General features: G+C 65.1%; 10 protein-coding genes and 1 pseudogene. 1 reads left to right on the top strand and 10 read right to left on the bottom strand.

Going from position 1 to position 13,847, the window contains the following annotated elements; translation table 11 throughout:
- From FG99_RS14075 to mdeB, 8 genes are all read right to left on the bottom strand, one after another.
- Positions 1-933, bottom strand: coding sequence for a fumarylacetoacetate hydrolase family protein (locus FG99_RS14075; RefSeq protein ID WP_043270496.1), 933 nt, complete (start codon positions 931-933; stop codon positions 1-3).
- Positions 930-1,835 carry a flavin reductase gene (locus tag FG99_RS14080; protein ID WP_043271482.1) on the bottom strand — a complete coding sequence of 302 codons (906 nt, stop codon included), beginning with the start codon at positions 1,833-1,835 and terminating at the stop codon, positions 930-932. Before FG99_RS14080 ends, FG99_RS14075 begins: the two co-directional genes overlap by 4 nt.
- A 138-nt stretch (positions 1,836-1,973) precedes the next feature.
- The gene (locus tag FG99_RS14085) at positions 1,974-2,999 is read right to left on the bottom strand and encodes a VOC family protein (RefSeq protein WP_043270498.1); all 1,026 of its coding nucleotides are present in this window, start codon (positions 2,997-2,999) and stop codon (positions 1,974-1,976) included.
- Between the two features lie 21 nt (positions 3,000-3,020).
- Positions 3,021-3,557, bottom strand: coding sequence for a carboxymuconolactone decarboxylase family protein (locus tag FG99_RS14090; RefSeq protein ID WP_043270500.1), 537 nt, complete (start codon positions 3,555-3,557; stop codon positions 3,021-3,023).
- Positions 3,558-3,622: 65 nt separating this feature from the next.
- Complete coding sequence (locus FG99_RS14095; protein ID WP_043270502.1) at positions 3,623-5,131, bottom strand: 4-hydroxyphenylacetate 3-hydroxylase family protein; 1,509 nt, start codon at positions 5,129-5,131, stop codon at positions 3,623-3,625.
- A gap of 310 nt (positions 5,132-5,441) precedes the next feature.
- The gene (lpdA, locus tag FG99_RS14100) at positions 5,442-7,223 is read right to left on the bottom strand and encodes a dihydrolipoyl dehydrogenase (protein WP_043270504.1); all 1,782 of its coding nucleotides are present in this window, start codon (positions 7,221-7,223) and stop codon (positions 5,442-5,444) included.
- A gap of 10 nt (positions 7,224-7,233) precedes the next feature.
- Positions 7,234-8,550: a dihydrolipoyllysine-residue acetyltransferase gene (gene aceF, locus FG99_RS14105; RefSeq protein ID WP_051878856.1), complete on the bottom strand. Its 1,317-nt coding sequence runs from the start codon at positions 8,548-8,550 to the stop codon at positions 7,234-7,236.
- Between the two features lie 84 nt (positions 8,551-8,634).
- Positions 8,635-11,325, bottom strand: a complete 2,691-nt coding sequence (gene mdeB, locus FG99_RS14110) for an alpha-ketoglutarate dehydrogenase (RefSeq protein WP_043270506.1) — start codon at positions 11,323-11,325, stop codon at positions 8,635-8,637.
- 123 nt (positions 11,326-11,448) lie between these two features.
- Here mdeB and FG99_RS32125 point away from each other — a divergent pair, with 123 nt between their 5' ends.
- Positions 11,449-11,613, top strand: a complete 165-nt coding sequence (locus tag FG99_RS32125) for a hypothetical protein (RefSeq protein ID WP_156060077.1) — start codon at positions 11,449-11,451, stop codon at positions 11,611-11,613.
- Here the strand turns inward: FG99_RS32125 and FG99_RS33250 are convergent.
- Both FG99_RS33250 and FG99_RS33255 read right to left on the bottom strand, forming a co-directional pair.
- Entirely contained in the window at positions 11,581-12,450 is an 870-nt protein-coding gene (locus tag FG99_RS33250) for a methyl-accepting chemotaxis protein (RefSeq protein ID WP_371263870.1), read from the bottom strand. The two genes, FG99_RS32125 and FG99_RS33250, sit on opposite strands and share 33 nt — an antisense overlap.
- Positions 12,445-13,641 (bottom strand): annotated as a pseudogene (locus tag FG99_RS33255) (HAMP domain-containing protein); the annotation flags it as partial. The gene FG99_RS33250 and the pseudogene FG99_RS33255, both read right to left, overlap by 6 nt.
- Positions 13,642-13,847: the final 206 nt, after the last annotated feature.

Raw genomic sequence — 13,847 nt, forward strand, 5'->3', positions numbered from 1 at the left:
CTAGACGATGAAGGTTTCCAGGACACCGATGCCCTGCACCCCCGCCTCTACCCGGTCGCCAGGCTTGAGGTACCACGCCTGCGGGTCGGGCTTGTGGTGCAGGGCCACGCCCTCGGGCGTCCCCGTGCTGACCAGGTCGCCCGGCACCAGGCCGAAGCGCGACCAGAACGCCAGCAGCTGCGCAAAGCCGAAGATCAGGTCGCGGCAGTCGGCGTGCTGGCGCAGTTCGCCATTGACCTTCAGCCACAGCACCAGCGCGGTGGGGTCCGGCACCTCGTCGGCGGTCAGGATGTAGGGGCCGATCGGGCCGAAACCCGGGAAGTTCTTGCCCAGCATGAGCAGGCCGTTGTGCATTTCGCGAAGCTGCCATTCACGCGCGGACAAGTCGTTGAAAATGGTGTAGCCGAAGATCGCGCTGGCCGGATCGATGTCGCTGTGCGCGTCGAGGGCCTTGCCCAGCACCAATGCGATCTCGACTTCGTAATCGAGGCAGTACACATCCGCAGGGCGCTTCACCTGGCTCCTGTGCGGGACCAGCGTGCGCCCGAGCTTGATGAAGCCCGTGGGAAAGTCGCTATGCAGTTTGCCGGCGTTGGCGGTATCGCCCTTTTTCGACTCCAGCAGGTGCCGCCCGAAATTGCGGCCGGCACAGAACATGGACTTCTCCGGCACCGGCGTCAGCCACTGCACGGTGTCCGGGTCATCCATCCAGACGGGGTCCTGGCGTTGCGTGGCCCAGTCGAGCAATCCGTAGGTGGCATCCATGGCCGCGGCGCCCCCCTCGATCAGGCCCATCACCGTGGCTGGCGTATCCGGGCCACCACGGGCAGCGGCAGCCTTGGCGACATCCAGCAGCCATTCACGGCCCGAGGCAAAGGTCACGATACCGAGCCGCTCCGGGCCGGCAGAGGAGCGATAGCGAGCGATCTTCATGAGTCGAGCCTGGCCAGGAGGTGCTTGAGCAGCTGCACTTCGCTCGGGTCCAGGTTGCCCTGCACGTCCGCTTCGCTGGACTTGCGTATCGCGATCAGCTCCAGCACCGCAAGACGGCCTTCGGCGGTCAACCTGACCGCCACCGGGCCATCGCCGGCGTCGACCTCGTGCAGCAGGCCACGCTCGATAAGGTTCTGCACGATGGCCGCGGAAATCCTCTGCCCGCGCACTTTCTCGCTGCGCGCCGCGATCTCCGGCACGCACAGCCCGTCCTCACGGCCAATGATGCTCAGCACGGCGTATTCCTCGGCCGTCCAGCCATGGGACTGCAACTGGTCGATCACGCGCTGCCGGGTCTGGAAGTAGGCGTTGGAAACCTGGAACAGCAGGTCATCGGAGGACAGGTTGCTGAACTCGTCCGCCGGCTCGACCGCGGCGACACTCTGCCTGGGCAACAACATGCCGTAGCGCCCGCCGTGGAAGACCAGCGGCTTGCGCGCGGAATGGCCGAAATCGACGATCTCGCCAACGAAGATGACGTGGTCACCACCCTCGTATTGGTAAGCCAGCCTGCAGACGAAACGCGCCATGCAGTCCGGCAATAGCGGAATGCCGTCCGGGCCACGCTCCAGCGCAAGGCCTGCGAAGCGGTCGATGCCCTTGCTGGCGAAGCGCGCCGAAAGCGCCTCCTGGTCGGCAGAGAGGATGTGCACGGCGAAATGCCCGCTGTTGCGAAACGCCTCCATGTTCAGGGATGTCCGCGCCAGGCTCCAGAGCACCATCGGCGGGTCCAGGGACACCGAGGAAAAGCTGTTGGCGGTCAAACCGATATCCAGGCCGCCCGGGCCGCTGGTGGTGACGATAGTCACCCCCGTGGCGAACGAGCCGAATGCGTCGCGCAAGGCGCGGCCATCGAAGCGCGGGCCGGATCGAGCGGGGCCTGTCTGGGTTGCTGTCTGTGTCGTCACGCTGCATGCCTCCAATTTTCTTGTTATCGGTACTGCCCGCCGCGAGGGGCCACTGCCGTGGCCCCCACACACTCAGTTGGCCTTGGCGGCCCTGACGCGAGCTTTCTCCGCCAGGTAGGTTTCCAGCGTCGACAGCGGGCCGCGCTCGTGGTCCAGCTGCTTGGTCGCCACGCCGCTGAACGGGGTGGTTTCATTGAACCAGCACTCCTGGGGCGGCAGCCCCCAGCGCAGGGACAGGCCGGGCTTGCGCACATCCCAGCCGACCGGCTCGACCTCGATATCGATCAGCAGGTAGTGATCGCAGAACAGCTCCACACGGTGACCATCGGGGTCGCGCAGATACACGAACAGCACGCCAGCCGGGCCATGGCGTCCGGGCCCGCGCTCGACGACATCGCCCATGCCCATGTTCCCGGCGATGTCGCAGGCGCGCAGGATGCTGTGGGAATCGGAAACGGTGTAGGCGAAGTGGTGCAGACGCGGGCCGGGGTTTTCCAGGAAGACGATGTCCTGGGTGCCGGGCTTGCGGAACATGAAGGTCGCGATCAACTTCTCATCGAGGGCCATGTACTCGGAAATGCGAAAGCCCATTTCCGCGTAGAAGTCCGTCTGTTCCTGCACGTTGGGAACCTGGATCTGGTAATGGTCGAAGCGCATGGCCGCGCCGCCCTTGAAGTCCTGGAACTGCGTATACAGGCGCGGGGTCGTGGGCATGGTCGCGCAGAGTTGCACGGGAGTGCCGGCCGGGTCGTTGACCAGCAGCGTGCGGCCCTGGTGCGGCACTTCGATCCAGCGCGCCGGCAGGCCCTTGGACCTGTAGAAATGCTCCGCCTTGTCCAGCTCTTCTTCGGTGTACACCCGGAAGCCGATCGCTTCCGCTTCATGTGCGCCGTCGTGGCGCTTGATCACCAGGCTGTGGTGGCACACCTCTTCCAGACCACGGAAATACAGGGTGTCGGCATCGCGTTCAGTCAGGACCAGGCCGATGACCTGCTCGTAGAAATCGCGGCTGGCTTCCAGGTCGCGGGAGGTGATGATGGCGTGGCTGGAACGGGTGACATTGAAGGGTGGGTAGTAGACCGGTTTGGGCAATGGCATGGTGAGTCTCCGGGGGTCGTTTCAGAGCCGAGTGAAGTCGGCTTCGTTGTTCAACTCGAGGGGGCCAGTCAACCGACCGGTCATGTTGTACCAACCAATGTTGAAGAGCAGCGCCAGGCTCTGCCTGGGGCCAAGCTCGCGGTGAACGGCCTCCCAGACCTCGGCGCTGACCTGCGCGGGCGCCCGGGTCGCATCCCGTGCCAGGCGCAGGACCGCCTTCTCGAGGTCGGAGAACAGCGGGCTCTTTTCGAAATCCCAGAGCGCCAGCATCTGCTCCCTGGAGACGCCTTCCTTGATGGCGCGATTCCAGTGGGGGTCGTGTTCGTAATGGGTGCCCATGGTCTGGCACGCCATCACGATGGCCATTTCCCGCAGCCTGGGATCGATGCCGTAGCCCTTGCGGACGGCGTCGGCCATGGGAATGAAAACCTCGAGAATCTCCGGGCAGATGGCCAGGGTCCGGAAGATTTGCGCATTGGGTGCGTGACCACGCTTGGCCTGAAGCAGGGCAAATGCCTCGGGTGCCTCGTCCGGGGTGGGCAGGTGGATACGAGCCATACGGAACTCCGCATTTTTTGTCGTTGGATTTCGCAGGCCGTAGCGGGACTACGGCAGCCTTGCACTTATCCGTTGATGCGCCGCTCCCATTCGCCATTGCGCTCCAGGAACGCCCACACGCGATCCTGTGCCTCGCGGGCACCCGGATAGCGCTCGCCACGCATCTGGGCATTGCGCCATGGGTCGCCGGAGAAGAACTTCTCGTACAGGTTCTGCCGCCCGGCGAAGGACGAGCAGGAGGCGTCCCAGGCCAGGCGCAGCAACTGCATCTTGCGTTCGGCGGGTATGTCGGCGCCGGCGCAATAGCGCTCGATGACCGGGCCGTTCTCGCTGTGCAGGTCCTCCACCGTCGGCGCCACCACCACATTGCCGGCGCCCAGCAGCTGCAGGATCTCCAGGGCCCGGGCATGCATCGCCGGGTACTGGGCGCGTATCACGTTGAGCGGCTGCTCGTAGGGCACAACTGTGTCGCCCGGCCCCTTCACGCAGTCGACTTCCGCCACGCGAATCAGGGCGCGCAGGGTCTCGACGAAAGCCACCAGCTCGGAAAGTTGCACCATCACGTTGGGGAAGCGGCTGTGGTTCACCTCCACCAGGTTGTAGGCAATGCCCAGCAGGAACTCCATCTTGGCCAACGAGCGCGTGGCCGACTGATGCGAACCATGGGGGCCCGACGGCGACTTCATCGCCGACTCCACAGCCTTGATGTCGCGGTACATGAACACCCGCTCCCAGGGAATGAAGGCCTCGTCGAACCACAGGACGGCGTCCATCTCGTCCATTCGCGCCGAGAGCGGGTCGTTGGCGAAGTGGCCCCGGGTGGGCAGCGAAGGGCGGCAGATCATCTTCATCCCGGGGGTGTCGATGGGGCAGGCGAACCCCACCGCGTAGGCTTCGGCATCTTCCACCAGCGGGAACTTGGCCGCCGCCGGCATGATCAGCACCTCGTTGGCCAACGGGCCGAGGGTGGCGACCGAACGGGCACCGGAAACGTAGATACCGGCATCGGATTCGCGCACGACGCGCATCACCATATCGCCGGGCTGTTCGAACATCTGCAGGCGCTTGTCGATATCCGGCGACACCAGCGAGTGGGTCAGCGCCAGGTCGTTCTCGCGAATGAACTCGTGGTAGTCGCGGATGTTCCGGCCGAACTGTTCGCCACCGGCGGCGAACAGTTCATAGGCCGAGGCATGGGCGCTGACCATGACGTTGAGAAAGTCGGGGGTGCGGCCCATCATGCCGCCCACCGCATCCATCCAGGTCTTCATCATTTCCCGGCGCAGGCGCAGGTCCTCGGCGGAACGCGGCAGCATGAAGGAGCGCCCTACACGGGCACCGGAGGTGGGCGAGCGGAACGTCATCCGCTCCTGCAGCGCCGGCTGGCACTGGATGTCGTACAGATCGGCGATGGACTGGATCGCGCCACGGAAACGCCGATCGACCGTCACATCCCTGATGCGCTCGCCATCGATCCAGACGGAGCGACCATCGCGCAGCGAGGCGATGTAGTCCGCGCCATTGCGCACGCCTTTTCGGGCTCCACTCGTGGCAGTCGTTTTATTGTTGTTCATGGGTACTGCTCCTGCATTTGAAACGTAGGCCTGCGGCGGGCCTGGCCGCCACACGGATTCAGGGGCTTGCAGGCCTGGATGGTAGTGAGGTGGGACGGATTTAAGAATTTGTGAATTGGACGAGGAGCTATTCCGGAATCGAAAAGAGCGCGCGCTAAACGAGCTGGCGCAGGACCGTGTTTCCACGTGTTCGCCAGGGACAGCGAGCCCCCCCGCCCGAAGACGGATTACCCCGCCCTCGGGCAAGCCGAAGGCAGGTGCTCCGCCACGCGGCATTCGCGCAGTTTTCATGGGTTGGCCGTCCAGCGACTCAGCGACGCGCCGCCGGCAGGTCGGTACAGCTGCCATGGGCGACTTCCGCCGCCATCCCCACCGTCTCACCCAGGGTCGGATGGGGGTGGATGGTCTTGCCGATGTCCACGGCGTCGGCGCCCATTTCGATGGCCAGGCAAACCTCGCTGATCAAATCGCCTGCCCCCGTGCCAACGATCCCGCCGCCCACCACCCGATGGGTCTCGGCGTCGAACAGCAGCTTGGTGAAACCTTCGTCGCGGCCGTTGGCAATCGCCCGCCCCGACGCGGCCCAGGGGAAAACCGCCGCCTCGACCTTGATGCCCTTGTCCCTGGCTTCCTGCTGGGTAAGGCCGGCCCAGGCCACCTCCGGGTTGGTGTAAGCCACCCCCGGAATCTGCAGCGCATCGAAACGGCTGCACGCAAGCTCAGGCCTGTTCGTGGCCTCGCCTGCCGCCACTTCCGCAGCGACGTGCCCCTCATGGACCGCCTTGTGGGCCAGCATCGGCTGCCCGACGATGTCGCCGATGGCGAAGATATGCGGCACGTTGGTACGCATCTGCTGGTCCACGGCGATGAAGCCACGCTCACTCACGACGACACCGGCCTTGTGCGCATCGATCCGGTCGCCATTGGGCCTACGGCCCACCGCCACCAATACCAGGTCGTAGCATTGGGGCTCGGCAGGCGCCTGCTCGCCTTCGAAGGTCACCCAGATGCCCTGCTCGCTCGCCTCGGCCTTTACCGTTCGGGTTTTCAGCATCAGGTTGTCGAAGCGGTGGCGGTTGTGTCTTTCCCAGACCTGGACCAGGTCGCGATCGGGCCCCTGCATCAGGCTGTCGAGCATTTCCACCACATCGATGCGCGCGCCGAGGGCCGAATAGACCGTGGCCATTTCCAGGCCGATGATGCCGCCGCCCACCACCAGCATGCGCTTGGGCAGGGTCCTGAGTTCCAGCGCCCCGGTGGAGTCGACGATGCGCGGGTCCTCTGGCATGAAGGGCAGCCTCACGGCCTGGCTGCCCGCCGCAATCACGCACTGCTTGAAACGAATGACCTTCTTCTCGCCGGTCTGCTTCTGACCGGAGCCTGTCGTGACGGCGACCTCGATATGCTGGGGGTCGAGAAAACGACCCAAGCCACGCACCACCTCGACCTTGCGGCCCCTGGCCATGCCAGCGAGCCCGCCGGTGAGCTTGTCGACCACCGACGCCTTGTGCGCGCGCAACCTGTCGAGATCCACATTGCCTGCACCGAACTCGATCCCCAGAGAGGCCAGGTGCGGCACCTCCTCCATCGCCGAGGCGATGTGCAGCAGGGCTTTCGAGGGAATGCAGCCCACGTTCAGACACACGCCCCCCAGCGACGCGTAGCGCTCGACCACGACGGTCTTGCGCCCCAGGTCCGCCGAGCGAAAGGCGGCGGAGTAGCCGCCAGGGCCACCGCCCAGTACCAGCAGGTCGCACTCCAGATCCGCGCCAGCGGCGTGGCTGGAAATCACCGCCGGCGCAGGTGCCGATGGCGCTGTGGCAGGAGCCGGCTCTGGCCGGGTTGCCATCTCATGGGCCTGCAACCGCAGCAACACGGCGCCTTCCGCCACCTTGTCGCCGACCTTGACCAGCACGTCCCGGACCACGCCGGCGGCAGAAGACGGAACATCCATCGTGGCCTTGTCGGACTCCAGCACGCAGATGGTGTCGTCGACCTTTACCGCATCGCCAACCTCGACCAGCACCTCGATCACCGGCAAGGCGGCCGCATCGCCGAGGCCCGGCATCCTTACTTCGATAACCTGACTCATGGGCGTCCCCTCAAAGCGCAATGCGACGGAAGTCGGCCAACAGCGCCGCCAGATGCTGGAGGAAGCGCGCCGCGGCAGCGCCATCCACGACGCGGTGATCCCACGACAGCGCCATGGGCAGAATCAGGCGGGGGGCGAAGGCCTGGCCATCCCAGACCGGTCGGGTTTGCGCACGGGTAACGCCGAGAATGGCCACCTCGGGCGCATTGATGATGGGCGTGAACCCCGTACCGCCGATGCCGCCCAGGCTGGAAACGGTGAAGGTCCCGCCCGTCATGTCGGCAGGGCCCAACTTGCCGTCCCGTGCCTTTTTCGCCAACTCGCCGCATTCGCGGGCGATCTGGCCGATGCCTTTCTGATCGGCATCGCGAATGACCGGCACCACCAACCCGTTGGGCGTGTCGGCGGCAAAACCGATGTGGTAGTAGTGCTTGAGGATCAGTACCGACTCGCCATCTTCGCTGCCCAAGGAACTGTTGAACTGCGGGAAGGCCTTGAGGGTGACGACCGCGGCCTTGATCAGGAACGCCAGCAGGGTGTACTTGACCGCGTCCTTGCCGCCTTCCTGGTTGAGCCGGACGCGGAACGCTTCGAGCTCGGAGATATCCACTTCTTCGTTATTGGTGACGTGAGGAATCATCACCCAGTTGCGCGAGAGGTTGGCGCCGGAGATCTTCTTGATCCGCGACAGCGCGACCTTCTCGATACTGCCGAACCGGGCAAAGTCCACCTCCGGCCAGGGCAGCAGGTCGAGCCCACTGGCGCGATCGCCGCGTGACGGGGAACTGTCCAGGCGCACCAGGGCATCCTTGACGAAGCGCTCGACGTCCTCGCGCAGAATCCGCCCGCCCTTGCCGGTGGCCGCCACTCTCGCTACATCCACACCCAACTTGCGGGCGTAACTGCGCACCGAGGGAGAGGCGTGGGGTTTGATGCCGGAGGTATCCAGCGCCGGCGCAGCCGGCGAGACGGCAGGTGCAACGGGCGCGATGGGCGCAACGGGCGTCGCGACAGCCGCCGCGGGCGCGGGCGAATCCTTGGCGCTCACCTCGGCCTCGGCTACCACGACCACCGGCGCACCCTCGCTGGCCACCTGCAATGTGAGGATGGGGCTGCCCTTGGAAACCCGGTCCCCCACCTTGATACCCACCGCCACCACGGTGCCGGCGAAAGGGCTCGGCACATCCATCGCGGCCTTGTCCGATTCCAGCGTCAGCAAGGGCTCGTCGAACGCCACCCTGTCGCCAGCCTTGACCAGTACCTCGATCACCGGGAGGTCTTTGAAGTCCCCGAAGTCAGGGACCTGAACTTCTCTGATTTCACTCATGACTTACCGCCGCCAAGAAAGAGATCCGTTGCGCGTCCACGCAACGGATGGAACGCTCATCGAGCGCATGGGAGAGAAAACCCGTTACCGCGCCCAGGGCGCCGGGCGGTCACCTTCCAGGCCGTAGCGCTCGATGGCTTCGGCCAGTACCTGGCGCGGCAACCTGCCGTCACGCACCAGGCCATCCAGCGCAGCCAGCACCACCTGGTAACGGTCCACTTCGAAGAACCGCCGCAAGGCTGCGCGGGTATCACTGCGGCCAAAGCCGTCGGTGCCCAAGGCAATGAAGCGAGCATCGATGTAGCTGGCGATCAGTTGCGGCCAGGCGCGAACGTAATCGGAGGCGGCAATGACCGGCGCATCGCCCGCGAGGCAGGCGCACAGGTGGCTGACCTGCTCGGGCGCGGCGGGATTCAGGCGGTTGTGGCGCTCCACCTCCCGCGCCTCGCGAGCCAGCTCGCTGAAACTGGTGACGCTCCACAGCTCGCTCGATACCTGCCAGTCGGTGGCCAGCAGCTCGGCGGCCGCGATCACCTCGCGCAGGATGGTGCCGGAGCCCAGCAGCCGTACCGAACCGCGAGACGCTGGCGCGTCGGTCGCGGCATAGCGATACATGCCGCGGATGACTTGCTCCTCGACAGCGGGCGGCAACGAGGGCTGGGCGTAGTTCTCGTTCATCACGGTGATGTAGTAGAACTCGTCGACATCGCGCTCCATCATCTGCCGCATGCCATGGTCGAGGATCACCGCCAACTCGCCGGCGAACGCCGGATCGTAGGCGCGGCAGTTGGGAACGGTGGCGGCCATGACCAGGCTGCTGCCGTCCTGGTGCTGCAACCCTTCGCCCCCCAGGGTGGTACGCCCGGCGGTGGCCCCCAGCAGGAAGCCCCGTGCGCGCTGGTCGGCCGCGGCCCAGATCAGGTCGCCGACACGCTGGAAACCGAACATCGAGTAGTAGATGTAGAACGGCAGCATCGGTTTGCCGTGGGCGCTGTAGGAAGTCGCGGCCGCCACCCAGGACGACAGCGCGCCCGCTTCGGTAATGCCCTCCTCCAGCAGCTGGCCATCCCTGGCTTCGCGGTAATACAGCATGGAGCCGGCATCTTCGGGCTCGTACAACTGCCCCAGCGGCGAGTAGATGCCGATCTGGCGAAACAGGTTGGCCATGCCGAAGGTGCGCGCTTCGTCCGCAACGATGGGGACCACACGCGGCCCCAGCGCCTTGTCCTTGAGCAGGCCGCCGAGCATCCGCACCACGGCCATGGTGGTGGACATTTCCTTGCCGTCGGCCTCGAACGCAAAACGCGCGTAATCGGCTAGGGCCGGCACCGCGACGTGCTCGTTGCCCTGCTGCCGCGCAGGCATGTAGCCGCCCAACGCGGCCCGGCGCTCACGCAGATAGCGCATTTCCTGGCTATCCTCGGCCGGGCGATAGAAGCGCAACTGCGCCACGTCGTCGTCGGACAGGGGCAGCGCGAAACGATCACGGAAGGCCTTGAGGGCATCGATGTCCAGCTTCTTGGCCTGGTGCGAAGTCATGCGCGACTCGCCGGCGCCGCCCATGCCATAGCCCTTCTTGGTCTTGGCCAGGATGACGGTCGGCCGGCCCCTGTGTACCTTGGCGGCGGCGAACGCGGCATGCAGCTTGCGGAAATCATGGCCGCCACGCTTGAGGGCATCGATCTCGGCAGCGGACATATGGGAGACCAGCGCCTGGATCTCCGGCTCCTGCTGGAAGAAGTGCAGCAGGTTGTAGGCACCGTCCTTGGAACCGAGCGTCTGGTACTGGCCGTCGACGGTCTGGGCAAAACGTTGCAACAGCGCGTTGTGGGTGTCGCGGGCGAACAACGGGTCCCAGTCCGATCCCCAGATGACCTTGATCACGTTCCAGCCGGCGCCGGCAAACAGGGCCTCGAGTTCCTGGATGACCTGGCCGTTGCCACGCACCGGACCATCCAGGCGCTGCAGGTTGCAGTTGACGATAAAGGTCAGGTTATCGAGCCCTTCGCGCGCGGCGAGGGTAAGGCCGGCAATGGACTCGGGCTCATCCATTTCCCCGTCACCGAATACCCCCCAGACGTGGCGCTCGGCGGTTTCGGCCAGGTTGCGGTGCTCCAGGTAGCGCATATAGCGCGCCTGGTAGATGGCGCTGATCGGGCCAATGCCCATCGAGCCGGTCGGGAACTGCCAGAAGTCAGGCATCAGCCAAGGGTGCGGGTAAGAGCTCAGGCCATTGCCGGTGACTTCCTGGCGGTAGTTCGCCAGTCGCTCTTCCGGCAGCCGCCCTTCCAGGAAGGCACGGGCATAGACGCCAGGTGCCGAATGCGGCTGGTAAAACACCAGATCGCCGCCGTGGTTTTCATCACGGGCACGGAAGAAGTGGTTGAAACCCACCTCGAAGATTTCCGCGGCCGACGCATAACTGGCGATATGCCCGCCCAGTTCTCCGTAGGCCTGGTTGGCGCGCACCACCATGGCCAATGCATTCCAACGGATTATCGAGGTAATCCGCTCCTCGACGGCGAGGTCGCCGGGATAGGGCCCCTGCCTTTCAAGCGGAATCGTGTTCCGGTAGGCCGAGTACGGATGCACGTGCGAGGTGATGCCAAGTGCTCTTGCATGTTGCTCCAGTTGTTTGAGCAGGAACTGGCCGCGCTCGGAGCCAGCCTCGCGCACAACGGCTTCCAGCGACTCCAGCCATTCCTGTGTTTCCTCTCGATCGATATCGATAGCGGTTGTTGAAGTCGTCATGGGATTTTCATTCAGCGAACTCATATCTGCCTCCGCTCTTGTTGCTGTCAGCCTGGAGATAAACCGGCAGAACGTGCCGCCGTACCTGTTTCACCCTCGCGGGGTTCTGCTTCATGAGCGGAGATACCGCCTACCGGATCGGGGTCATTGCTGTTCGATGCACAGGCACTCGAACGCTTTGCCGTCGATCAACGTTCCAAGACGCCAGCAGGCGCCAATGCACCTGCGAACTTCGTGCTTGAACCGGCGCTGGAAAACTTCCGCAAACATGAATCCACCTCAGGTGGTCATGCGAAAACCGCCAACCGCTGAGTTGAGAGCGCCGCCCACCTGTTCCAGCCCACGCACCGACGCCTCCAGCAAGCCGCTCGCCGTGGAGCTCTGCTCCGCGACCACCTGCACCCGCTCCATGCTCTCGCCAACCTGATCGGCCACCGCGCTCTGCTGTTCGGCCGCAGCGGCGATCTGCTGGCTCATCTGCTCCACCATCGATACCGACGCGGCGATTTCCTGCAGCGCCTGTGACGCCTGCGCGGCAAGCACCACGCTCTCGCCGCTCAACGCCTGGCTGCCCTGCAAGCGGCTGGCCGCCTGCTCGGCGACGGTGCGCAGTTGCAGGATGATGGCGGCGATATCCTCGGTGGAGGCTTGTGTGCGCCGCGCCAGGTTGCGCACCTCATCCGCCACCACGGCAAAACCTCGCCCGTTGTCACCGGCCCGCGCCGCTTCGATCGCTGCATTGAGGGCCAGCAGATTGGTCTGCCCGGCCAGGGCGCTGATCACGTCGAGCACCTTGCCTATCGCCGTGCACTCGTTGAGCAGTGAGGTCATGGCCGCGGAGCAGCCACTCATTTCCTCGGCCAGATGGCCGATCTTGGCCGTCGCATGACGGACCAGTTCCTCGCCTTTGCGCGCCTGGCCATCGGCATGTTCGACGGCGTCGCGGGTGTGGCTGGTATTGCGCGCGACGTCCTGCGCGGTAGCGGCCATCTGCTGCATGGCGGTGGCCGCCAGCTCCGTTTCCTCACGCTGCGAGTCGACGCCCTGGCGCGTACGCTCGCTCACCTGCACCAGGCCGGTGGCGGCCTGGTTCAGTTGCTCGACGCCCTGGCCGATGCGGCCTATCAGCCCACGCAGGCTATCGAGCATGACGCCGACACTGCCGAGCAGTTGCCCCAGCTCATCGCGTCGCCCAGCGGCGTCGATCTGTGCGCTGAGATCGCCCGATGCCACGCGCCGGGTAAGGTCGACCGCCTGGCGCAAGGGCTGCAGGATCAACTGGCGAATCGACAGGGCGGCGCCGATGCCAAGGCCGAGCGCCAACAGCACGATCACCTCCAGCAGCCGCGAAATCCGCTGGCTCAGCGACTGCGAGGCCTGCATCTGCGCGGCACGGGCCGCCCCCAGCAACGAGCTGACCTTGTCGGCGGCAGTATTCATCGCCGCCTGACTATCGCTGGCCTGGTCCCGGCTCGCGGCGTAACCATTGAACGCGGCGCTATAGGCGGCCAATGCCGCACTCGCCTGGGTCAGCGATTCGCGCTCCGTCCCCTCGAGCCGCAGCGCCAGGTTTTCCATGTACGAGCGCAGCTCGATAACCCGCGCCTCCCAGGCGTTGTGCACTTCGGTGCCGCCCTGCAGGATGAAATAGAGTTCGCTGTCGCGCAGGTTCGCCAGCTTGTCTCGCAGCGTGGAAGCCTGCTCCAGCTGCAGCATACGCACCGAATCCGCCGGCTGCGCCCGGGCAGCCAGCAGGTTGACGGCGTCGAGCTGGTCCAGCATCACCACGCTGAAGCGCTCGCCCACTTCCTGGGCCAGCTGCTGCATGCGCAGGCGCGCCTCGCGGGCATCGCGCTGGGCCTGGGCGTAGCGCTGGAACTGCGCGAGAAAAATCTTTGCCGCCGCTACCGAATCGCCCTGCCCGGTTTGCGCCTGGGACTTTTCCAACAACGAGACGAGCTCACCGGTAAGGCCCGCCACCTTCCTGGCCTCCTCTTCCGCCAACTCCAGGCCAAACGCCTTTACCGATACCTGCGCCTGCAGCATCAGCGACTCGATGGTGGCGACGTCGTTCATTTTCTCGGCGCGCGCTTCAAGCGTCGCGAAGGCATAGAACGCAGTCGCTGCAACGCCTAGCGTCGACAACAGCACCAGACCGAAACCCAGCGACAGCTTGGTGCCTACCGACAAGTTGCCCAGTGCGCGACCGATCACAGGAACCATCCTTTGCCCAACGACAGAAAAACGCGTGCCGTAGAGAGACAGGGGGAAATGGAGGTTCTGCAGGTCGCCTGCGCAGAGACGGACCTGCACCGGCGAAGGAACGGCGTGGTGCACCATGACGAGCTACGCATAGGTGATCTTCTTGTTGTTCTTCGATTTCCGACGCTCTACGTCGACAGCGTTGGCAGCCTATCCCGCAGGCGCGTAGCTCGGCCAATGGCCAATACGGATGCGGGCTAGCTGAATCGCTAATAGGGCAGCGCCCTGGCGGGCGTGACGGTGACAGGGGCAACGATGTCCGCCGTTCCAGCCCCGACGCCTGC

It is taken from the genome of Pseudomonas sp. AAC, assembly GCF_000725445.1.
Classification (GTDB): domain Bacteria; phylum Pseudomonadota; class Gammaproteobacteria; order Pseudomonadales; family Pseudomonadaceae; genus Pseudomonas; species Pseudomonas citronellolis.

What these genes read in the sequence shown, in the direction of transcription:
- mdeB (WP_043270506.1), bottom strand. Translation starts at nt 11,325, where the DNA reads ATGAGTTCGCTGAATGAAAATCCCATGACGACTTCAACAACCGCTATC.
- lpdA (WP_043270504.1), bottom strand. Translation starts at nt 7,223, where the DNA reads ATGAGTCAGGTTATCGAAGTAAGGATGCCGGGCCTCGGCGATGCGGCC.
- FG99_RS14085 (WP_043270498.1), bottom strand. Translation starts at nt 2,999, where the DNA reads ATGCCATTGCCCAAACCGGTCTACTACCCACCCTTCAATGTCACCCGT.
- FG99_RS14075 (WP_043270496.1), bottom strand. Translation starts at nt 933, where the DNA reads ATGAAGATCGCTCGCTATCGCTCCTCTGCCGGCCCGGAGCGGCTCGGT.
- FG99_RS14095 (WP_043270502.1), bottom strand. Translation starts at nt 5,131, where the DNA reads ATGAACAACAATAAAACGACTGCCACGAGTGGAGCCCGAAAAGGCGTG.
- FG99_RS33250 (WP_371263870.1), bottom strand. Translation starts at nt 12,450, where the DNA reads ATGCTCGATAGCCTGCGTGGGCTGATAGGCCGCATCGGCCAGGGCGTC.
- aceF (WP_051878856.1), bottom strand. Translation starts at nt 8,550, where the DNA reads ATGAGTGAAATCAGAGAAGTTCAGGTCCCTGACTTCGGGGACTTCAAA.
- FG99_RS14090 (WP_043270500.1), bottom strand. Translation starts at nt 3,557, where the DNA reads ATGGCTCGTATCCACCTGCCCACCCCGGACGAGGCACCCGAGGCATTT.